The following is a 20,436-nucleotide window of genomic DNA, read 5'->3' as shown; positions in this document are numbered from 1 at the left end:
CTATCAGCATACCGCTCACGTACAGAAAATCCACTGTTTCGCGTTAAGTGTCTTGCGCCAGAACAACAAAAAGCCCGACAGAGAATCTCTGCCGAGCTTTTTGTTTTGCGGTTGAGTTACCTCAGCCGCATTTGCTATCACCGCAGGACAGGCAAGTAGCACAGCCATCCATGACAATCACAGCTTTGGTGTTGCACTTGCCACACATGGTGGCATTGGCAGGGTAGTCGCTGCTGGAATCGTCGTTAGTGGCGGTAGTGTGCGATGCTTCAAATTCAGCACGCTTTTCCGCCAGGATACGCTTGGTGGTTTCGCTCATCTCGTCGCTTTCCAACAGGCCAATGGCCTTCAGGTGTTTCTCGATGACCGCGCCGATTTCGGCAACCAGCGAGGGCATGAACACGCCGCCTTTCTTGAAGTAGCCACCGTTGGGGTCGTATACGCTTCGCAGTTCTTCAACCAGGAACGTAAGGTCCCCGCCTTTGCGGAATACCGCAGAAATAACCCGGGTCAGCGCAATAACCCATTGGAAATGTTCCATCGACTTGGAGTTGATGAACACCTCGTATGGTTGGCGGCTTTCATGATCCGTATCTTCGTTCAGCAGGATGTCATTGATGGTGATGTACATCGCATGCTCCGCCACTGGCGGTTTGATCTTGTAGGTGGTGCCTAGCAAGAAGTCAGGCCGTTCGATGTATTCATTCATCTGAACCGGCTTGTTATCTGGCTGAACAGCGGCCTGTTGATCGTTGTTGGTTTCTGTGTCGGCTTTTTTCACTCGGTAGCCGACAATCTGATTGCTAATTTTAACTGTCATGTTCGTTGTCCTATCTGTCGGGTTCCGGGATCAATACTTGCCGTAAGTGCCTTCTTTGAGTGCGTCAAACAGGTTGGCGGCAGTATGAATTTCACCGTCGTATTCTACCTGTTCGTTGCCCTTCAAGGTGACTTTACTGCCGTCGTCCAGGGTAAACTCGTACAGAGTGTTCTCAAGATCTTTCTCTTTGACCAGTACGCCCTGGAAGGCTTCCGGGTTGAAGCGGAAGGTGGTGCAACCTTTCAAGCCTTGATCGTAGGCATACAGATAAATGCCCTTGAAATCCTGATATGCGAAATCCTGAGGCACGTTCGCGGTCTTGGAAATGGACGAATCTACCCATTTCTGTGCGGCGGCCTGGATGTCTACGTGTTGCTTCGGTGTGACATCATCGGAAGTCGTGAAGTAGCTTGGCAGTTTTTTGTCTTCTTCTTCGGAGAAGGGCATTGCACCTGGGTTGACCAGATGGCGGTATGCCAACAATTCGAAGGAGAAAACATCAACTTTCTCTTTGGTTTTTCGGCCTTCACGAATGATGTTACGAGCGTAGTGATGCGAGAAGCTCGGCTCGATACCGTTACTGGCGTTGTTCGCCAGCGACAAGCTGATAGTGCCGGTTGGTGCGATCGACGTGTGGTGGGTGAATCGCCCGCCTTTTTCCGCCAGTTGTTCGATCAATTCCGGTTCAACTTTGCCAATTTCCTGCATGTAACGGCTGTACTTGGCGTGCAGCAGTTTACCTTTTAACTTGTCACCAATTTTGTGGCCGTCTTTGGCCAGCTCCGGACACTTGGCTAGCATCTTCGGTGTGACTTCAAACTCATCGTCCATGATGGGAGCAGCGCCTTTTTCTTCCGCAAGAGCCAACGACTGGCGCCAACCTTCAACGGCCATCTCGCGAACAACTTCTTCGGTAAAGGCTACCGAATCATCAGAGCCGTAGGGCATGCGCAGCATTGCAAGCGTGGAGCCTAGCCCCAGAATTCCCATGCCGTGACGGCGCTTGTAGGTGATTTCATGGCGCTGTTCTGGCAACGGCAGGCCATTGATCTCAACAACATTGTCCAGCATGCGGGTGAACGTGCCCACAACCTTGCGGTATTTTTCGTAGTTGAAGCTGGCCTTCTCGGTGAACGGGTAGTCAACAAACTTGGTCAGATTCACAGAGCCCAGCAGGCAGCTACCGTACGGAGGCAGCGGCTGCTCGCCACAAGGGTTAGTGGCACGAATGTCTTCACAGAACCAGTTGTTGTTCATCTGGTTGACCTTGTCGATCAGGATGAATCCCGGCTCGGCGTAGTCGTAAGTGCTGGTCATGATGGTGTCCCAGATGAACTGGGCTTTCACCGTTTTGTAGATGCGGCAGGCCACTTTGCCTTCATCGTTCACCACATAGCTGTCCTGTACCGGGAAGTCGCGGTAGAGGAATTTGCTGGTGTCGGTCAGGTCGAGTTCTTCCTGTTCTGCTTCTTTGCGGCTGACCGGGAAAGACAGGTGCCAGTCGTCGCCGTTGCGGACCGCTTCGATGAAATCTTCGGTAATGAGCAGAGACAGGTTGAATTGACGCAAGCGGCCATCTTCGCGCTTGGCTTGAATGAACTCGATGACGTCAGGGTGGTGAACGTCAAAGGTCGCCATTTGAGCACCGCGACGCCCGCCCGCGGAAGAGACGGTAAAGCACATGCGGTCAAAGATATCCATGAACGACAGCGGGCCAGAAGTTGTTGCACCTGCGCCAGCCACGTAGGCACCACGGGGACGCAAAGTTGAAAACTCATAACCAATACCACAGCCGGCCTTGAGGGTTAGGCCTGCTTCGTGGTTTTTCTCCAGAATGTCATTCATGGAGTCCTGGATGTTGCCGGAAACGGTGCAGTTAATGGTGGAAGTTGCCGGTTTGTGCGCTTCGGCTCCAGCATTTGATGTGATCCGGCCAGCGGGAATTGCGCCATTCTGCAAGGCCCACAGGAATTCTTTCATGTACTTGTCGCGTACATTCTTCTTTTCGACTTCAGCAAGGGCTTTTGCGACCCGCTCGTAGGTTGCATCAATGTCTTTGTCTACGGACTCGCCCGTCTTGGTTTTCAGCTGATATTTGCTGGCCCAGATGTCGAGCGAAGCTTCCTGCATGGGAATCGTTGTGATCACTGCCTGTGCCTTAGCGTTCATTGCCACCCTCTGCTTTTTAAAAAACTGTCTTCTCGTCTTTAACCCTATATATGGGTTAATTTTCGATGAGTATAACAGGATATAGTGTTTTGTGAATAAGAGAGATCCTATGAGTTGAGAGGGGCACGCAAAGAAAATCAATGAAAGAAGACTTGAAAGTTCGCAATCCCGTGTGGGACATGAGCTTATGGCTGACTCGGGAAAATCAGTCTGAATTCTCAGGCTTTCAGCGCTGACTTTTTGCTGAACAACTTGGAGGTTTTGTGACCATTGCCCGTATCTGTTTGCCAGGTATCGATAAAGCGGGGGGGGGGGAGGGCTACTGACGGGTGCGACCGCAAAACGCGAGTAGAACTTATTAGATGATCTTGCGATGACCAACACCCGACTGCGCGTTTGTGGGTATTGATTGGTGGTGCAGTAAATAAAAACGGGAGCTGAGCTCCCGTTTTTATTTAACCAAGCAGCAAGCTGTCGTCATCCACGGAAATTCCTCGCTGTTTTTCGAACAGTTCGAGGAGATCCTTCACTTCCAAACCTTCACGTTCCTTGCCGCCAATATCAAAAACGACCTGACCTTGGTGGAGCATCACGGTGCGTGTGCCGACTTCCAGAGCCTGTTTCATGCTATGGGTAACCATCAACGCCGTCAGCTTTTGCTCTTCGATGATCTGGGTGGTGAGCTCAAGTACGAAGGCAGCCGTTTTAGGGTCCAGCGCTGCGGTGTGCTCATCCAGCAAAAGGATAGAAGAGGGCGTCAAGCTCGCCATCAGCAAACTGACGGCCTGACGTTGGCCGCCGGACAGAAGTCCCATCTTGTCGCCAAGACGGTTTTCCAGACCCAGTTTCAAGGTCGACAGGCTTTCCCGGAATTGTTCAAGGTACTGTCGTTTAACAGCACTGGTCAGACCCCGACTTTGGCCGCGTTTGATGGCAAGCGCCAGGTTTTCCTCAATGCTGAGGCCTTCGCAGGTACCTGCTAAAGGGTCTTGGAACACTCGTGCCACGCGACCCGCCCGTTTGTGAGTGGGGAGTCGTGTGACATCAAGATTGTCGACGACGATTTTACCACTATCGACCAAAACTTCGCCGGACAGGGCGTTCAGGAAGGTCGATTTGCCGGCGCCATTGCTGCCAATTACGGTTACGAATTCACCCTGATTGACCGTCAGGCTCATGCCACGCAAGGCAGGGTTCTCCAAAGGCGTTCCCTTGCCAAAGGTGAGCTTAAGATCGGTTGCGCTGATCATAGGGCCTCCTCAGGCTTTCTTGCGGCTAAAGCGGTTTGTAAGGTTGGTACGTACACCCGGCAAAACAATCGCCAAGGTTACCAGAACCGCTGTAATCAGGTTGAGATCTTGTGCCTGAAGCCCGAGAACATCAGCATTCAGCGCGAAGGCAATGGCCAGTCGGTAAATAATGGCACCAATCACGCAAGCAATCAGTGCGCGCATAACCGTTGAAGGGGTAATGACCGCTTCGCCGCCAATGAGCGAGGCCAGGCCGATAACGATGACGCCGACCCCCATGGTTACGTCTGCAGCGCCTTGGCTTTGAGCGAAGAGCGCGCCGGCAAGGCCGACCAGACCGTTTGAGAGCGCTACACCAAAAATGATCATGCCACCTGTGGCGATACCTTGCGCGCGAGCCATTCGCGCATTGGCGCCGGTCGCCCGCATCGCAAGGCCGGTTTCAGACTTCATGAATCGCCATAAAAGTATCAGGGATACCACCGCGACAATCGCGAAAAGCACAACCGATACCTGGTGATACTCCAGAAACTCAAGGTTGTACCAGGGGGTTAGTACCGTTTCCTCGGTTAACAACGCGAGATTAGGGCGCCCCATGATGCGCAGATTAACGGAGTAAAGCGCGATCATGGTCAGGATGGACGCCAGCAGGTTCAGAATGTTGAGTTTTACATTCAAAATGGCGGTAACTGCACCGGCTGCCATGCCTGCGAGGACGGCCATGCCGGTAGCAAGCCATGGATTCCAGCCTGAGATAATGAGAACGGCTGCTACCGCAGCGCCTAAAGGGAAGCTGCCGTCGACCGTTAGATCTGGAAAATCCAGAACGCGGAAAGAAATATAGATACCAAAAGCAACCAGACCATAAATGAGCCCGGTTTCAAGAGCACCGTAGAATGCGATTTCGCTTAGCATGGGTAATGGTTCACCGTGAAAGAAAACGGGCGGGCCCTTGTGAGGCTCGCCCGTATTGGTCAGGCATTATTTGTCGCTGTTGACGACTTCTTTGGCGTCTTTGATTAGATCTTCAGACAAGGTGATCCCCATACGCTCTCCGGCGGCAGGGTTCACGAACAGATCCAGTTCTTCCATGGTTTCGACCGGCATGGTGGCCGTGTCAGCACCTTCCAGGATTCGAACGACCATCGCACCGGTTTGGCGGCCGTGCTTGTAGTAGTCGAAGCCCAGCGCAGCAACCGCGCCGCGAGCAACCGTGGCGGTGTCAGCTGCAAATACCGGGATCTTGGAGCGCTCACCTACGGAAACGACCGCTTCGGCCGCGCTGATCACGGTGTTGTCTGTGGTCAGGTAGATGGCATCAGCCTTACCAACCAGAGAACGGGCAGCGCCGAGGACTTCGGAGGTCTTGGTGGCTGCACCTTTAACCAGTTCCAAGCCGCGAGCCGCGAGACGCTCTTCAAGCAGTTCGATCAAAGCGACAGCATTGGCTTCGCCTGGATTGTAAACCGTGCCGATGCGCTTGGCTTCGGGCAGAACACGTTGCAGCAGGTCAATGTGCTTTTCGATTGGGAGCATATCGCTGACGCCAGTGATGTTGGCGCCCGGTTCTTCCCAGCTTTTAACCAGTTTGGCCGCAACTGGATCGGTAACCGCTGAAAATACCACGGGAATTTTGCGTGCAGCCGCAGCGACGGTTTGCGCGGAAGGTGTTGCAATGGCAACGATCACATCGGGACTTTCGCCAACAAACTTACGGGCGATCTGAGTCGCAATAGCGGAGTTGCCCTGAGCACTTTCATGCATTAGGCGCAAATTTTCGCCGTCAATGTATCCGTGCTCTGCCAGTTCGTCTTTCACGCCTTGGTGAGCAGCGTCGAGCGCGGGATGCTCAACAATCTGTGTGATGGCTACAACACGGGTGTCGTCAGCCTGTACCAAGCTTGCAGCAGCCAGCAGCGAAGCTCCGAGCAGGGTGCGCAGGGTCTTTTTGGCCATATGCCCATCTCCGGTTTTTGGGGTTGTTTTCCCTTGTGTGCAGGGACGAAAACTCAAAGTTGGCCAGTTTAACACAGGCGTATGGCATTGAGGGTAGTGACTATCGACAGTTTTGGGGGTTAAAGTGTTACTACGTTGATGAAATCAAAGTGTTTGTAATGACAACATTTGAATATACACTCATGTGTTGCAATGCTCGACTAAAGTCTAATAATACGTAAGTCATCTAACTATAAAGACAATACAGGAAGATCCATGGACTCCACCCAAAAACTCCCGCTCGATATGGTCTACCACTGGGAGGCCACAAACGCTGACGCACTGTATATGACCCAGCCAATTGGTAATGGCAAGGTTGTTGAATATACTTGGGGGCGCGCGATCGATGAAGCTCGCCGGATGGCGGCGTACCTGAAATCTCTCAATCTTCCGGAAAAAAGCCGCATCGGCCTTATTTCCAAGAACTGCGCCCACTGGGTGATGACGGATTGGGCCATTTGGTTGGCCGGCCACGTTTCAGTGCCCCTTTACCCGACCTTGAATGCCGACACCGTCAATTACATTCTTGGCCACGCGGAGTGTGATGTTCTGTTCGTGGGCAAGCTGGACGATTGGGACATGATGAAGCCTGGGGTGCCGGATTCCGTTCGCTGTATTTCTTTCCCGTCGAGCCCGCCTAACGATTTCGAAACCTGGGACGATATCGTGGCGAAGTATCCGCCGCTGGAAGGCAAGCCTCAGCGCGAAGCCGGCGAACTGGCGACTATCGTATACACCTCCGGCAGCACAGGGCGCCCGAAAGGTGTCATGCTGAGTTTTGGTAATATGGCATTTTCTGCTGTTGGTGGTACCCAGACGTTGGGTGTGGGGCAAGATGAGCGTATGTTGTCATACTTGCCTTTGGCACACGTTTTCGAGCGTACGTTTGTAGAACTGGGCTCGCTGTATGCCGGCTTTGAACTGTATTTTGCCGAATCGCTGGATACCTTCGTGGCTGACCTTCAACGTGCCGAACCGACTCTGTTCTTGTCAGTGCCGCGCCTGTGGGTGAAGTTCCAGCATGGTGTACTGCAGAAGCTGCCCAAGAAAAAGCTGGAGCGTCTGCTTAAGGTTCCGCTGTTGAACAAGGTGATCAAGAAGAAGGTGCTCAAAGGTCTTGGTTTGAGCAAAGTGAAGCTGGCGGGTTCTGGCTCTGCGCCATTGTCTCACGATGTACTGGACTGGTACCGCAACCTTGGGTTGGAGCTTCTTGAAGGTTACGGCATGTCTGAAAACTTTGCCTATTCCCACATGAACAAGCCGGGCCGTACTCGTACCGGCTATGTTGGTGAGGCATTGCCGAGTGTTGAAACCAAAATCAGCGAAATTGGCGAGATTCTGGTGAAAAGCCCGGCGACGATGATGGGCTATTACAAAGATGAAGAGAAGACGGCAGAAGCCTTTACTGAAGACGGTTTTCTCCGGACCGGCGATAAAGGTGAAATTGATGAGATGGGTCGCCTGAAACTGACCGGTCGAATCAAAGAGATCTTCAAGACCAGCAAAGGTAAGTACATTGCGCCGGCACCGATCGAAAACAGCTTGATGTCACACGACGCGATCGAGATGGTTTGTGTTTCTGGTGCGAATCAGACTCAACCGCACGCTCTGGTGGTGCTGTCTGAAGAAATTCGTCCTAAATCTGCCGATGCGGCTTTCCGCGCTGATATTGAAGAAAGCTTCAAGAAGCTGATTGACGACGTTAACAAAACAGTCGATCCCCACGAACAGCTGGCATTTATTACCGTTGTGAGTGATGAGTGGTCGATCGAGAACAGCTTCCTGACCCCGACGCTGAAGCTTAAGCGTAATGTGGTTGAAGATGCCTATGAAGCGAAGGTTGATGCCTGGTACGCTCAGAAGCAGAAGGTGATTTGGCAATAACTCTGTTGCTGACAGCTTAAACAAAAAGGGCCCGACAATGTCGGGCCCTTTTTGTTTCTACCGAGTGTAAATCAACTCATGGCGCGAGAGCTGGCAATTGAGCGGCTCATTAGAATAATCGGGATGATACCGGCCAACACAATGATCAGGGCAGGCAAGGCACTGTGGTACAGCTGCTCATCGGAGGCAAATTGGTAGACGTAGGTTGCCAGAGTCTCGTAGTTGAAGGGTCTTAGAATCAGGGTCGCGGGGAGTTCCTTCATGCAGTCGACAAAGACCACGAGCGCTGCCGTCAAGAGTGTTCCTCGTAGCATGGGAAGGTGAACGTTGAGAAGCGTTTTGCCAGGGCTGTGGCCCAGAGATCGTGACGCCATGTCCATGCTGGGGGTGATTTTCTGCAGTGCACTTTCTACGCTGCCTGCCGAGACGGCCAGGAAACGAACGGTGTAAGCGAACACCAGGGCGAAGGCCGAGCCGCTTAACAGGAGGCCTGTGCTGATACCGAAATAATCCCGTATCAGTGAATCAAACCAGTTATCAAAACCGGCGAGCGGAACGATAACTCCGACCGCCAGAACGGCGCCGGGCATGGCGTAACCGAGACTGGACAGGCGCATCAGTACTTTCATGCCTTTGGTGTTATGAAGGCGTCGACTGTATGCGAGGGTCACACCGATGACCAGAGTGGTCAAGGCGGCGGTGCCGGAAAGAAACAGACTGTTCATCGTGTTGTGAACGAAATCTGGATTCCAGCTTACATCGAAGTATTCCCATGCGTAGTACCCAAGGGTGGCGCCGGGAATCAGGAAGCCGAAAAGTAGTGGGATGGTGCAGACAGCCACACAGATCAGCTGGCGCGGAAAGGACATACTAAAGCGACGAATCGGTTCTCGGTTATCGCGGGCGGCAAACTGCTGTTGGCGCCGGCGGGAATAGCGTTCCAGTGTCACCAGAATAACCACGAAAATAAGCATGGTGGTGGCTATCTGTGCGGCACCGCCGAGATTCCCAAGATTCATCCAGGTATCAAACAGGCCTCGGGTGAGGGTTTGTACCGCAAAAAAATCAACGGTGCCAAAATCGTTCAGTGTTTCCATTAACACCAGCGATAGGCCAACGGCGATGGCGGGGCGGGCAATGGGCAAGACAACTTTGAAAAATGTACTCAAAGCCGAGTGGCCGAGACTTCGGCTAACGGCAAACAGCGAAGGCGACTGCTCGAGAAACGCGGCTCGACCCAATAGATACACGTAGGGGTAGAGAACCAGGCCAATCATCAGCGTGGCGCCTTCGAGACTTCGGATTTCAGGGAACCAATACTCGCTGGCATTTTGCCAGCCAAACCACTCTCGCAGTGCTTTCTGCACCGGACCGGCATAGTCCAGCAGACTGGTATACACGTAGGCGATAACGTAGGCGGGTACGGCAAAGGGAAGCAATAGCGCCCATTCAAAAAACTTCCTGCCGGGAAAATCACACATGGTCACAGCCCAGGCAGTCGATAGGCCGATAACCAAAGTAAGTGCGCCTACGCCGACCATGAGTTGAACGGTGGTGACGAGGTAGCGGGGCAGAGTGGTGCTTATCAAATGCGGCCAGATATTTTCTTCAGGGAATAAGGCAAGAAAAACAACGGCAAGAACAGGCAACGCGACAATGGCGGTAGTGATGATGGCGCTAACGAGCCATCTTTTCGAGGTGCGTTTTGCCAGTAGGGGTTGTGAAAGCCCGGGGTCGGCACTGCTAACAACCTCAGTCATGGCGTTCCTGTATTTGATAGTGGTGATGAGAAGTGTTGCGATTTTAGATACTGAGCCAGCTCCCTGCAATGACTCGAGTCATCTTGTTGTTCGTCAATAACGAAAAAAGGGCGCATTAATCATGCACCCTTTTTATCTCTCGTGAATGAACAGTGCTGCTTAGCTGTCGTAATCCACTCGATCGACCAACTTCACTGCTGCATTACGATTCTCTGCAATTTCCTGCAGAGACAGGTCGTCAGGGTGGATCTCGCCCCATTCTGCAACCAGGCCGGATGGCTTAACTTCCGGGTTGGCAGGGTATTCGGTATTGGCTTCTGCATAGATGCGCTGAGCTTCCGGTGAGGACAAGAACTCCATCAGTTTGATGGCGTTGTCTTTGTTCGGTGCGCTCTTGGTCAGAGAAATGCCGCTGATGTTAACGTGAGTGCCGCGGCCTTCTGCGTTCGGGAAGACCAGGTTCACTTGCTCGGCGACAGGGCGCTGGTTTTCATCTTTCAGCATGTTGCCGTAGTAGTAGCTGTTGCCAATGGAGATGTCGCACTCACCTTCTGCGATGGCTTTAATTTGATCGCGGTCGCCGCCTTGAGGTTTGCGGGCGAGATTGTTTTTAACGCCTTTCAACCAAGCTTCCGTTTCAGCTTCGCCGTGGTGGGCAATCATCGAGGAGATCAGGGCAATGTTGTACGGGTGCTTGCCGCTGCGGGTACAAATGCGATCTTCCCATTTTTCATCGGCCAGTTCTTCGTAAGTCGTGATCTCGCCTTCTTTTACACGGTCTTTAGAGGCAAAAATCAGGCGTCCACGGGTGGTGAGCGCGTACCATTTACCTTCAGGGTGGTGCAGGTGTTCAGGGATGTTATGGGACAGTGTTTCTGATTTAACGCCCGCTACCAGATCTCTTTCGACCAGTTCGTTGATGCGGGAGATGTCGACTGTCATGACAACGTCAGCCGGGCTGTTACGGCCTTCACGTTCAAGGCGCTCTGCAAGGCCTTGTTTGGCAAATACGACGTTGGCTTCAATGCCGGTTTCTTTGGTGAACGCGTTCAGCAAAGGTTCGAGCAGGTATGCTTGGCGATAGGAGTAGATGTTGACTTCGCCATCGGCTGAGGCGCTGAGCGGCATGGCGGCGAGTGCCATAGCGGCGGTTGCGACTAGTTTCATACGCATAGGTGCTTTCCTTTGGTTTTGATGCAAGTGAATGCGTTTCTGTAATTGGGTATCAACAGCATTTCAGAACGACAACAATTCTCATTCATGGTGGGCGCTGAGTCAATAACTCTCTTGGCATATTCTTATAAAAATGGTGCTATGCTTCTTAACGTCATAAAAAGACGTAACTTCTTAGGAAATCCTCGAATGTCGACAAGTGATCGCAGGGAGCACAGTCGCACAGCGATGAGTGCAAAGGTAAAGGTCATCCACGAAGAATTGGGCGAGTATGTTTTTCCTACGCGTGATATTTCTGATGGCGGCATATTCATTGCACTCGAAGGTGCGTCGTTTGCGCCGACGCTGGGTGATCGAGTGATTGTTCAGGTTCAGGGCTTGCCGGTACCTGCGCCAATATTAGATATGGTGGTGGTCCGGAAGACGGACGAGGGATACGGACTTCAATTTGCCTCTGAAACTGAATAGGTTATACGCCTGCTAAACATGCTAGTGATGGATTAATGCGCATAGGAAGGCCTGCTTTCATGATTTCGTTTGATGCTTTTCGTATAAAAAACCTTGTTATCGGTTTGACCTTCCTGCTGCTTCAAGGGTGTGCCAGTTATTACACCCATTACGCCATGTTTCCCGGGGAGAACTCATCGGGCGAATCACGCCAGATAAGGGTGTCCTGGCAAACAGCAGACTATCCGGGGTGGTGGTTTATCCGCGACCAATCTACTGCTATGAAAGTAGAAACCCAGTGTAGTGATCGGGTGTGGCGTCTCGCGGATGACAGTCATGAGCAAGCTGGTATCTGTGCGAAAGGCGTGAGAGGTTGTGGTGACCCAGCACTGGATGTGAGTGCGTTTAGCGGCGACTCGGCCGGTGATGTTGCGTGCATGAAAATAGTAGGGCCCGAGCCTGTGGAACGCATTGCGGATATTGAGGCCAGGTTCCTGTTATCAGTGGCTTGTCGGCCCTCGGCGACAGACGTATCTAAAGGCGATGAAGTGGTGAACGTGGATTATCTTCGCGCTTCAACAGTCGCCTATACGGTGTATTCCCGCAAGGTGCCTCGAGGCACGCTGAACGCCCGGTTACCGGCGTTTGATGAATCTGTGTGTAAAGCGGATTGATTCTTCGCTAGTGTCTGCGTAACTGGGTTCTCATCAAAACATTTTGTTGCGAATCGATGATCAGCGTTACTGTTTGCGTCGTTTTCGTGACCGTTCTCTACAAAATCGTAACGGCAGCTAGGCACAGGCGTGCCACACTTAGTACTCTCAGGTATTTGTAGCTTAGGGGATAATGGTGGGCGTTCAGCAACGGAAACTAGCGGTTCATGATCTTGAGGTTGGCATGTTTGTGGCCGATCTGGATCGCCCGTGGCACCAAACTCCTTTCCCTGTTCAGGGTTTTTACATTCGTTCGCAAAACGACGTGCGAGCTCTCGTTTCTCACTGTAAATGGGTCATGGTTGATGAGCCGGAAACCCGAGGTTCTGTCGGTGTTGAATCCGGGAGTGTTTTGGGCTTTCGGGCACGCTCAAAATCAAGGGCTAACGGTCGTAAAAAGTTAGAGCTTCCGCCACTGAGTATTCGTGAGCCGGTGAACCATCAGGTGGTCACCACGTTAAAGAAAGAACTAAGAATCTCTAAAAAGATTCTGGGTGATGCCGAAGTTGCACTCGACAGAATGTTTGACGCTGTTCGTTCGAGAGGAGAGCTGGATGGCCGTCTGATCGCCGACGTTACGAAAAAAATGGTGAAGAGCGTCTGCAGGCAGCCAAACGCAATGTTGTGGCTGAGCCGAACCTGGCAATACGATGACTTCGTCTATCGCCATGCATTGAATACATCGGTCTGGGCGTTGGTGCTGGGACGCCAGCTAGGGCTGAATGAAGGCCTTTTGAATCATTTGGGTACCGGTTGTTTGCTATCTCAAGTAGGCAAGACTGCGCTGCCCGTAGAGATCGTTGAGCAGGAACAGCGGTTGTCTGCCGAGGATTACGAGATTTTCCGGACCTATGTGCAACGAGGTGTTGAAATTCTGAAGCCTTCAGGCATTTCCAAGGCCGTGCTCAGTGTAGTCCAAGGGCATAGGGAGCGTCACAATAGTTCGGGTTTCCCGGCCGGAGTGGGCGGAGAAAAGATTCCGCTGTTAGCAAAAGTGGCAGGCATTGCCGAATTTTTCGAATCGTTGATTGCGCCCCGTAACGGACAAGAGCCCATGACGCCGGCCAAAGCCGTAGGCTTCCTCTATGAAATGCGCGACTTCGAGTTTCAGAAGGATTTGGTCGAGGCGTTTATTCAGGCCATAGGAGTGTACCCCGCTGGAACTTTGGTCGAGCTATCGGATGGATGTCGCGGTGTGGTGGTTTCACACAGTCCGGAACGTCGGTTATGGCCAAGTGTTATGGTCATGCAGGCCTCTGACGGAAGCCCGCTCAAAAGTGGAAAGGTGGTTGATCTGGCTCGGTATAACGAGTCTAAAGCGCAAGGTGAAGCGCTAGCGGTGCGTGAGTGCTTGCCGCACGGCACGGACGGGCTTGAGCTGACGGGCTGGGGAGCGACCAATGAGTATCGCTGGCCGCTCGGTAAGCTGTTTAATCGTTGATTAGAACCCGCAGCGACTTCCGAACCCAGCGGTAATCGTTTTCTGGTTTGAAATTTATAAGGATTTCAGACTCTCCACCGGCGTCCCCGCCGACAAAATATTCGACTTCTGCCTCGTCCCAGCTCCATGAATGCACCGCGACATCCTGTGGCCGGGTGCTGATAGCTTCTACTCCGTGCTTGGTGATGGCGATATTGCCATCCACTTTCTTAATCGAAATCGTTTTTAAAGCGGTGTCGCTCGGTGGGTGTGATGCAATATGATTCGAGAGATAGTATTGCCGGCCAATGGCATTGGTGATGCCTGAAAGTTCAGCTGTCAGGTATTCTTCGGCGCTTTGCTTGTCGATGTCTTCGATGCTTCGAACGGATTGCAGAATGCGTTCACGTAATGACTTGAGATCCTGCTTGTAGCGGGTATTCGGGTCGATGTCGCTGGCATTTTCGGGGCGTTCCGGCGCACTCTCGATGTCTGCGAGAGTGGGGGGCTGGTCACACAGCTGGTCGCCCTCTTCGTGGAAACAGATGGTGGCCAGTAGTTGGTTTGCTGTGGATTCGGGTGCTTCAAAATTACTGGACGGCACGCTGAAATCTACACCAGAGGGGAGGTCAGAATCGTCGAGGGCTGCGTTTAACTGATCAATCACTCGAGGGCGAATATCGATGCCTTCGTTGTCCTGAATGGTCTCTGTCCAATTCAGTGCCATCAGGAATCGGGTGCGGTTGATCAGCTCTTGGTTATTGAAAAGCGAGGATTCCGTGAGAGCGTGGTCTTTAAGGGATTGGCTATCAACTTTTGCCGTCTTTAAGGCTTCACGGAGTTCCGGTTGAAAATCAAGAAAGCTGACAAACTCATTTGCCGGTACATTCTCCGCGACCGGCAAGGTACCAACGTTTAACGTTAAGGTTTCGCCGGGGTAGTAACGAAACGTGCCTTGCGCGTCGGTGGTACCTGTCTGGCTGGCTGTTGTATAGGTGAGCCCGCTTATCCCGCGGTTATGGATTTGCCCCGTGTTGGTGTCATCGGAACCTGAGCTCCCTCCGTCAGAGCATGCAGACAGTGCGAGGGCAGTGGCGAGTGACAGTAGTAAACGGCGCAGATGAACGAGTTCCATGGTGTGTCGTACAATCCCTTCGCGATCACCTGATGTGCCAGAGGCAGTTCCAGGCTTTGTAAGTTGTTGTAACGGCATTATAAGGAGGGCGGTTCGTGTATATCGGGAAACCTGTCGCAGTTTGGATCTTTCGTGTACAGCTGATGAATATCGTGCACTGCCTTGAATTTTGACGAATTGCCTCAATCCATAGCGCACTACATATTTTCCGTTCACGCGGTGCATTTATTTAACAGCGGTTCCACTTATGACCTATGCATTGGAAATCGAAGGACTTGAGAAACGCTACGGAGACGGCTTCTACGCTCTGAAAGGGATTGACCTTCAGGTCGCTAAGGGCGATTTTTTTGCCTTATTGGGGCCTAACGGGGCCGGTAAGTCGACCACGTTAGGGATTGTGTCCTCTCTGGTGAATAAGTCCGGAGGCGTGGTCCGGGTATTCGGGAAGAATATCGACACTGAGCTTTCTGATGCCAAACTTAATCTTGGTGTGGTGCCTCAAGAATTCAATTTCAATCAGTTTGAGAAAGTGTTTGATATCGTCACTACTCAGGCTGGCTACTATGGCATTCCGTTGAAGAAAGCGAGAGTCTCCACTGAAAAATACCTGAAAAAGCTGGGGTTATGGGACAAACGCAACACACCGGCGCGGATGTTGTCGGGGGGGATGAAGCGGCGCCTTATGATTGCGCGGGCTTTGGTGCATGAACCCCAATTGTTGATACTGGATGAACCGACCGCCGGCGTTGATATCGAATTGCGCCGCTCTATGTGGCAGTTTCTTGAAGACATTAACCGGCAAGGCACCACCATTATCCTCACCACTCATTATCTGGAAGAGGCCGAGGCTCTGTGTCGGAATATTGCGATCATTGATCATGGCGAAATTATCCGCCACACCAGCAAGCGGGAGCTGCTCCAGCAATTGAGTGTTGAAGCCTTTATTCTGGATACCGAGCAAGCCTTGGATGGTGCGCCGGAGTTGGAAGGTTTCAAGTGTCTGATCAATGACGACGGCGCCTTGGAAGTCGAGGTCGCGAAAGGGCAGGGGTTAAATGCTCTGTTCAAGGAATTGGAAAGTAAAAACATTAAGGTCAGCAGTATGCGCACTAAGGCAAACCGCCTGGAGGAATTGTTTGTGCGGATGGTTGAGCAGAACGCCACTGAAACCCAAAAAGCGAAGGAGGGTTCGGTATGACGCCTATCGCTCTTTGGACGGCATTTCAGACCATTGTTCTGCGTGAAATTCGTCGGTTTACTCGGATCTGGCCCCAGACGCTGCTGCCGCCAGCGGTCACCATGACCCTCTATTTCATTATCTTCGGGAATTTGATCGGGTCTCGCATTGGCGATATGGGTGGCTTTGACTACATGCAGTTCATTGTACCGGGTCTGATCATGATGTCGGTGATCACGAGCTCCTATGCCAACGTGGTGTCATCGTTCTTCTCCATGAAGTTTCAGCGAAGTATTGAAGAATTGCTCGTGTCGCCGGTACCCAATTGGACCATTCTGGCCGGATATGTGGTCGGAGGAATGTCCAGAGGGCTGATTATCGGATTGATCGTTACCTTGTTGTCACTGGCGTTCACGCAGCTTGCGATCCATAACCTTCCTATGGTGATCATTACGGTGTTCCTCACGTCGGCGCTGTTCTCGCTCGGTGGCTTTATTAATGCCATGTTAGCGACCAAGTTCGATGACATCTCCATAGTGCCTACGTTTGTGCTGACGCCGCTCACCTATCTCGGCGGGGTGTTTTACAGCATCGATTTGCTGCCTGCATTATGGCAAAACGTGTCGTTGGCCAATCCGATTCTGTATATGGTCAATGGCTTCCGCTTCGGCATACTGGGTGTTTCGGATGTTAATCCGTTCGTTTCGCTTGGTATGATTCTGGTGTTTATTGTTCTGCTTACAGCCATTGCTCTGCGCATGCTGGCGCGCGGCAAAGGCATTCGACATTAACTGGGTTCCGGTACGATTTATGGCACTTGATAATGCTCCGCTGGGTAAATCCAGCGATTACCCGGATCAGTACGATCCTTCGTTGTTGTTTCCGGTGGCCCGAGAAGAAAACCGTCGACGTATTGGTCTTGAGGATGGACGTTGGCCCTGGTTCGGGGAAGATATGTGGCAGGCTTGGGAGTTGTCCTGGCTGCGCCCCGGTGGTGTGCCGGTGGTTGCTTGGGCTGAGATTCGGTTTCCCGCCGCATCGCCTTCGATTGTTGAGAGTAAATCATTAAAATTGTATCTCAATTCGCTGAATCAGCACGTTTTTTCCTCCGAAGGTCAAGTTGCTGAGACGATCACTCGGGATTTGTCCAAGGTGTGTGGTGGTGCCGTTCATGTGCGCATGCAGAGTGTGGATGTCTCCTCGGCAGCGGTTGGTCGGCCAGAAGAGTACGAGTTGATCGATGACGAGACGGTGGAGGATGTGGTGTATGAATACGCTCCGGACTCCCTGTCAGCAGAAGGGCCGGAGGTAACGGAGGGGCTGTGTTCCCACTTATTGAAGAGTAATTGTCCGGTCACCGGTCAGCCAGATTGGGCTACGATTTTCATTCGATACACGGGCCCGGCAGTCAAGCGGGCCGGACTGCTTCGCTACATTGTCAGTTTTCGCCAGAAGCAAGATTTCCATGAGCACTGTGTCGAAACGGTGTTTACGGATTTGATGCAGCGTTGTCAGCCAACGGAGCTGATGGTTTGTGCGCGTTACACTCGCCGGGGCGGATTGGATATTAACCCTTGGCGAAGCACCAGCCCTCAAGAAGGGTTGGGGCCGAGGTTGGTTCGGCAGTAGCGGGGGTTACTCTGTATCGTCTTCTTGGCGAAGACGATCAGCAGCGTCTTCGAGCGCTGTGAGTATGGCGGTGCGCTCACGCTCGGTGATCTTGTCCGAATCCAGGTACATGGCAAAGCCGCTATGTTCGTGTTCAAGGAAGCTGCGGTTTGGCCCCATGTCTCGACGGAAGTCGACCACTTCGTAGATCGGTACTGGCTTGCCGAAACCTTTAACGGTGATTTCGCCTTTGTCGCGACACATGATGCGGTCTTTGATCAACGAGAAGGTCTCGTAGGAAATCAGAATCTCGCCAGCCTCGGCCAGTGACTCCAGCCGGCTGGCCAGATTCACTTCCTTGCCGATAATGGTGTAGTCCATGCGGTTCTCTGCGCCGAAGTTACCGACAGTGGTGTAGCCGGTGCTGATGCCCATGCGGATTTCCAGAGGGGTTTTAATGCCTTGGCTGCGCCACTTTTGCCGCATGATTTTCATGTGTTTACGCATGTCGATCGCCATCGACACGCACGCAAACGCGTCCTCGCGCTGGCCGCGGCTGGTCGGGTCGCCAAAGAACACCATGATGGAATCACCAACGAATTTATCAATGGTGCCGCCGTAGCGCAGAGCCACTTGAGACATTTCGTTGAAGTAGTGGTTCAGCAGCTCGGTAAGGGCTTCAGGTTCCATCTCTTCAGACAGCTCTGTGAAGCCTTTAATGTCAGAAAAGAATACCGCCAGCTTTTTGCGCTGGGTCTCCAGCCGGACATCTCGTTCACCGGTAAAAATAGATTGCCAAACCTGCGGCGAGAGGTATTTTGACAATTTGTGAGAGAGTGCGATGGATTGCTCTCGCTGGTTCTGGATTTGTGATTTCGCGTAGAGCAACGCTCTTGCCTGCACATGCGAGTAATAGGCCGTCACGCATATATACACACCGGTTGCTAACAACGCTATTACGCTGGTCAAAAGAGGGGCTTGCAGATTTTCAGCGGTGCCAAATGCCGCAATGCTTGCGGATAGAGAGGCGCCTGTTAGCGCTGTGCCAAAAAACCATTGACGAACGCCGCCAACAATCAAGCAGCTGAACATCAGCATGATAACGATCGCGGTGGCGGGTATGGCAATCAGCCCCATTGCCCCAATTAATGACCCGCCCAGTATGCAGTCCAGAAGTAACATTTTCTGGCGAATCCGAGAGGAGTTTTTCAAGAACGTGCGCCGAGTGATTAAATGGGCAAGATGGGGCCAAATCATGGCGATCGCCACTAACCACAGAAGCCAGTGCGCAAAAATATCCTGTAAAACACCAGTAACAATGACCACCGACGAGGACATGTAAGCCAGAATTCGGCCACTGTAATCTGGCATTGGAGGGATAACGACCGTGTTATCGTAAGGGTCGTTTGTTGCGGCTTTGCCGGAATTAGCTGAAACGTTGCGAAGCTCTGCCGGAGCACTCATCATCTTACTGGCGCACCCATACAGTCACGCTGAGCAGAAGCGTTTTGTTTTTCAGCGTTGTGATTTTGTTGAGTGTGGCTCATGGGGAGTGCCGAATGTTTTTTATTGGTAGTATCTGCGACTAAAGGTTAACAGTATTACGTATTAGCCACAATTAACCCATGTCAACAGAAACGATGATTTTGCACACACCTTTATGAATAGCGAGAGTATATGAGTTCTATTACCCAGTTTCTTATGGAGCGCTCTTCAGAACCGCGGCTGGAGGCTCCGGCTCCGCCCCGAGATGTGGTTGATCTGGCGCTTCAGTGTGCTGCCCGTGCGCCAGACCATGCGCTGCTGCGACCATGGCGCTATCTCGTGATTGAAGGGGGAGCTTTGGTGGCTCTTGGGAATCTGTTCGCGCAATCTTGCGCTGCGGACGCCACCGAAAAGGCGCGTGAGAATGCCCGCAACGCACCACTCCGGGCGCCGATGGTCATCGTGGGTATTGCTTCACCTAAACACCATGAAAAGGTGCCGGACGTAGAGCAGGTTATGTCTGCGGCGTCGGGTATGTCTTTCCTGTCACTGGCGTTATCTGAAGCTGGCTATGGGGTCATGTGGCGGTCAGGCTCGTTTGCCTACGACCGTGCCGTGCTTGAAGGTCTGGGGTTGGCTGAAGGGGAGACGATTACAGGGTTTCTGTATACCGGCACTGTGTCTTCTGAGAAGCCTCCGGTTCCGCGCCCATCATGCACGGATTATGTTGAGGAATGGATCGGGCCGAAGCAAACTCGGCCTTGGCGCGTCTGATCATAGGGTGGCAAGGTGGGGAAACAGCTTGCCGCCTTTCCTCTGTTTTCTCCAAATTGCCGACCGGAACTGACGTCAACACTTCCTTCTATCCCCTTCAAAGCCTGCGCCCTGCAGGTTTTGTTGTTTTTGGCATCCTGCTTGCTTTAACCCTTTCAGAACGCAAAACCGGCAAACACTGAGTTAACAGAAAGCCGGAGCAGATTTCCGGAGGCAGTCATGGCAATTTCATTCGATAGCGCACTAGGTATTCATGAACAGGCCCTTCAAGGTCGAGTCAAACGTGCAGAAGTGTTGGCTAACAATTTGGCGAATGCCGATACCCCAGGCTACAAAGCGCGAGATGTCGACTTCCAGGCCATGATGCAGCAAGCGCAGAATGAAATGAGCGGTGTTCAGGTGGTCACGACTCACAGTGCGCACCTAGACACTTCAGGTACAGGTGGTGGCGAGGGTGAGTTGTTGTACCGAACGCCCCACCAGCCCTCCGTTGACGGGAATACCGTAGATGCGCAGCAGGAACAAAGCCGTTTCATGCGTAACGCGATGGACTACCAGGCCAGCTTTCAGTTTCTCAGTAGCAAATTTTCCGGTCTGACCAAAGCCCTGAAGGGCGAGTAAGCCGC

19 protein-coding genes are annotated in these 20,436 nt (G+C 52.4%); 10 read left to right on the top strand and 9 right to left on the bottom strand.

Annotated features, from left to right (window positions below; translation table 11 throughout):
- Positions 1-121 precede the first annotated feature (121 nt).
- From VOI14_RS13580 to VOI14_RS13560, 5 genes are all read right to left on the bottom strand, one after another.
- Positions 122-820, bottom strand: coding sequence for an NrdJb (locus tag VOI14_RS13580; protein WP_323752582.1), 699 nt, complete (start codon positions 818-820; stop codon positions 122-124).
- A 30-nt stretch (positions 821-850) separates the two neighbouring features.
- Positions 851-2,989 (bottom strand): adenosylcobalamin-dependent ribonucleoside-diphosphate reductase, encoded by a 2,139-nt coding sequence (locus VOI14_RS13575; protein WP_323752581.1) that lies wholly within the window; start codon positions 2,987-2,989, stop codon positions 851-853.
- Between the two features lie 455 nt (positions 2,990-3,444).
- Positions 3,445-4,239 carry an ABC transporter ATP-binding protein gene (locus tag VOI14_RS13570; protein WP_323752580.1) on the bottom strand — a complete coding sequence of 265 codons (795 nt, stop codon included), beginning with the start codon at positions 4,237-4,239 and terminating at the stop codon, positions 3,445-3,447.
- 9 nt (positions 4,240-4,248) lie between these two features.
- Positions 4,249-5,154, bottom strand: a complete 906-nt coding sequence (locus tag VOI14_RS13565; RefSeq protein ID WP_323752579.1) for an ABC transporter permease — start codon at positions 5,152-5,154, stop codon at positions 4,249-4,251.
- Positions 5,155-5,220: 66 nt separating this feature from the next.
- Positions 5,221-6,195, bottom strand: coding sequence for an ABC transporter substrate-binding protein (locus VOI14_RS13560; RefSeq protein ID WP_323752578.1), 975 nt, complete (start codon positions 6,193-6,195; stop codon positions 5,221-5,223).
- Positions 6,196-6,450: 255 nt separating this feature from the next.
- On the opposite strand from VOI14_RS13560, the gene VOI14_RS13555 reads away from it, so the two are divergent.
- On the top strand, positions 6,451-8,118 hold the full coding sequence (locus tag VOI14_RS13555; protein ID WP_323752577.1) for an AMP-binding protein: 1,668 nt from the start codon (positions 6,451-6,453) through the stop codon (positions 8,116-8,118).
- A 71-nt stretch (positions 8,119-8,189) separates the two neighbouring features.
- Here VOI14_RS13555 and VOI14_RS13550 read toward each other — a convergent pair whose 3' ends face one another.
- Entirely contained in the window at positions 8,190-9,878 is a 1,689-nt protein-coding gene (locus VOI14_RS13550; protein WP_323752576.1) for an iron ABC transporter permease, read from the bottom strand.
- Positions 9,879-10,037: 159 nt separating this feature from the next.
- Positions 10,038-11,051, bottom strand: coding sequence for a Fe(3+) ABC transporter substrate-binding protein (locus VOI14_RS13545; RefSeq protein WP_323752575.1), 1,014 nt, complete (start codon positions 11,049-11,051; stop codon positions 10,038-10,040).
- Positions 11,052-11,240: 189 nt separating this feature from the next.
- On the opposite strand from VOI14_RS13545, the gene VOI14_RS13540 reads away from it, so the two are divergent.
- The 3 genes from VOI14_RS13540 to VOI14_RS13530 all read left to right on the top strand — a co-directional run bounded on the left by VOI14_RS13540 (position 11,241) and on the right by VOI14_RS13530 (position 13,652).
- On the top strand, positions 11,241-11,519 hold the full coding sequence (locus VOI14_RS13540; RefSeq protein WP_323752574.1) for a PilZ domain-containing protein: 279 nt from the start codon (positions 11,241-11,243) through the stop codon (positions 11,517-11,519).
- Between the two features lie 59 nt (positions 11,520-11,578).
- Entirely contained in the window at positions 11,579-12,172 is a 594-nt protein-coding gene (locus VOI14_RS13535; protein ID WP_323752573.1) for a hypothetical protein, read from the top strand.
- A 172-nt stretch (positions 12,173-12,344) separates the two neighbouring features.
- The gene (locus VOI14_RS13530; RefSeq protein WP_416361430.1) at positions 12,345-13,652 is read left to right on the top strand and encodes an HD-GYP domain-containing protein; all 1,308 of its coding nucleotides are present in this window, start codon (positions 12,345-12,347) and stop codon (positions 13,650-13,652) included.
- Here VOI14_RS13530 and VOI14_RS13525 read toward each other — a convergent pair.
- On the bottom strand, positions 13,642-14,766 hold the full coding sequence (locus VOI14_RS13525) for an organic solvent ABC transporter permease (protein ID WP_323752571.1): 1,125 nt from the start codon (positions 14,764-14,766) through the stop codon (positions 13,642-13,644). The genes VOI14_RS13530 and VOI14_RS13525 overlap by 11 nt on opposite strands.
- A 247-nt stretch (positions 14,767-15,013) precedes the next feature.
- On the opposite strand from VOI14_RS13525, the gene VOI14_RS13520 reads away from it, so the two are divergent.
- The 3 genes from VOI14_RS13520 to queF are packed head-to-tail and all read left to right on the top strand — an operon-like array spanning position 15,014 to position 17,572.
- The gene (locus VOI14_RS13520; protein ID WP_323752570.1) at positions 15,014-15,964 is read left to right on the top strand and encodes an ABC transporter ATP-binding protein; all 951 of its coding nucleotides are present in this window, start codon (positions 15,014-15,016) and stop codon (positions 15,962-15,964) included.
- Positions 15,961-16,734, top strand: coding sequence for an ABC transporter permease (locus VOI14_RS13515; protein ID WP_323752569.1), 774 nt, complete (start codon positions 15,961-15,963; stop codon positions 16,732-16,734). The genes VOI14_RS13520 and VOI14_RS13515 overlap by 4 nt, the downstream gene beginning before the upstream one ends.
- Before the next feature lie 19 nt (positions 16,735-16,753).
- Positions 16,754-17,572 (top strand): NADPH-dependent 7-cyano-7-deazaguanine reductase QueF, encoded by an 819-nt coding sequence (gene queF / locus VOI14_RS13510; protein ID WP_323752568.1) that lies wholly within the window; start codon positions 16,754-16,756, stop codon positions 17,570-17,572.
- Between the two features lie 6 nt (positions 17,573-17,578).
- On the opposite strand, the gene VOI14_RS13505 is transcribed toward queF, so the two are convergent.
- Positions 17,579-19,018, bottom strand: a complete 1,440-nt coding sequence (locus tag VOI14_RS13505) for an adenylate/guanylate cyclase domain-containing protein (RefSeq protein WP_323752567.1) — start codon at positions 19,016-19,018, stop codon at positions 17,579-17,581.
- A 210-nt stretch (positions 19,019-19,228) separates the two neighbouring features.
- On the opposite strand from VOI14_RS13505, the gene VOI14_RS13500 reads away from it, so the two are divergent.
- From VOI14_RS13500 to flgB, 3 genes are read left to right on the top strand one after another with little or no spacing between them, the layout of a single operon-like run.
- Positions 19,229-19,810, top strand: coding sequence for a nitroreductase (locus tag VOI14_RS13500; RefSeq protein WP_323752566.1), 582 nt, complete (start codon positions 19,229-19,231; stop codon positions 19,808-19,810).
- Positions 19,798-19,992: a hypothetical protein gene (locus VOI14_RS13495; RefSeq protein ID WP_323752565.1), complete on the top strand. Its 195-nt coding sequence runs from the start codon at positions 19,798-19,800 to the stop codon at positions 19,990-19,992. The genes VOI14_RS13500 and VOI14_RS13495 overlap by 13 nt, the downstream gene beginning before the upstream one ends.
- Before the next feature lie 37 nt (positions 19,993-20,029).
- Positions 20,030-20,431 carry a flagellar basal body rod protein FlgB gene (gene flgB / locus VOI14_RS13490; protein WP_323752564.1) on the top strand — a complete coding sequence of 134 codons (402 nt, stop codon included), beginning with the start codon at positions 20,030-20,032 and terminating at the stop codon, positions 20,429-20,431.
- Positions 20,432-20,436: the final 5 nt, after the last annotated feature.

The organism is Marinobacter sp., assembly GCF_034669625.1.
GTDB lineage: Bacteria > Pseudomonadota > Gammaproteobacteria > Pseudomonadales > Oleiphilaceae > Marinobacter.
Note: the sequence above shows the minus strand (reverse complement) of the source record. Positions and strands in the feature narration are given on the sequence as shown.

Excerpts from the sequence above, each read along its gene's own strand:
- VOI14_RS13520 (WP_323752570.1), top strand. The coding sequence starts at position 15,014 with ATGACCTATGCATTGGAAATCGAAGGACTTGAGAAACGCTACGGAGAC.
- VOI14_RS13560 (WP_323752578.1), bottom strand. The coding sequence starts at position 6,195 with ATGGCCAAAAAGACCCTGCGCACCCTGCTCGGAGCTTCGCTGCTGGCT.
- VOI14_RS13505 (WP_323752567.1), bottom strand. The coding sequence starts at position 19,018 with ATGATGAGTGCTCCGGCAGAGCTTCGCAACGTTTCAGCTAATTCCGGC.
- flgB (WP_323752564.1), top strand. The coding sequence starts at position 20,030 with ATGGCAATTTCATTCGATAGCGCACTAGGTATTCATGAACAGGCCCTT.
- VOI14_RS13545 (WP_323752575.1), bottom strand. The coding sequence starts at position 11,051 with ATGCGTATGAAACTAGTCGCAACCGCCGCTATGGCACTCGCCGCCATG.
- VOI14_RS13530 (WP_416361430.1), top strand. The coding sequence starts at position 12,345 with ATGGTGGGCGTTCAGCAACGGAAACTAGCGGTTCATGATCTTGAGGTT.
- VOI14_RS13570 (WP_323752580.1), bottom strand. The coding sequence starts at position 4,239 with ATGATCAGCGCAACCGATCTTAAGCTCACCTTTGGCAAGGGAACGCCT.
- VOI14_RS13555 (WP_323752577.1), top strand. The coding sequence starts at position 6,451 with ATGGACTCCACCCAAAAACTCCCGCTCGATATGGTCTACCACTGGGAG.
- VOI14_RS13525 (WP_323752571.1), bottom strand. The coding sequence starts at position 14,766 with ATGGAACTCGTTCATCTGCGCCGTTTACTACTGTCACTCGCCACTGCC.
- VOI14_RS13535 (WP_323752573.1), top strand. The coding sequence starts at position 11,579 with ATGATTTCGTTTGATGCTTTTCGTATAAAAAACCTTGTTATCGGTTTG.
- queF (WP_323752568.1), top strand. The coding sequence starts at position 16,754 with ATGGCACTTGATAATGCTCCGCTGGGTAAATCCAGCGATTACCCGGAT.
- VOI14_RS13515 (WP_323752569.1), top strand. The coding sequence starts at position 15,961 with ATGACGCCTATCGCTCTTTGGACGGCATTTCAGACCATTGTTCTGCGT.
- VOI14_RS13575 (WP_323752581.1), bottom strand. The coding sequence starts at position 2,989 with ATGAACGCTAAGGCACAGGCAGTGATCACAACGATTCCCATGCAGGAA.
- VOI14_RS13565 (WP_323752579.1), bottom strand. The coding sequence starts at position 5,154 with ATGCTAAGCGAAATCGCATTCTACGGTGCTCTTGAAACCGGGCTCATT.
- VOI14_RS13550 (WP_323752576.1), bottom strand. The coding sequence starts at position 9,878 with ATGACTGAGGTTGTTAGCAGTGCCGACCCCGGGCTTTCACAACCCCTA.
- VOI14_RS13540 (WP_323752574.1), top strand. The coding sequence starts at position 11,241 with ATGTCGACAAGTGATCGCAGGGAGCACAGTCGCACAGCGATGAGTGCA.
- VOI14_RS13500 (WP_323752566.1), top strand. The coding sequence starts at position 19,229 with ATGAGTTCTATTACCCAGTTTCTTATGGAGCGCTCTTCAGAACCGCGG.
- VOI14_RS13580 (WP_323752582.1), bottom strand. The coding sequence starts at position 820 with ATGACAGTTAAAATTAGCAATCAGATTGTCGGCTACCGAGTGAAAAAA.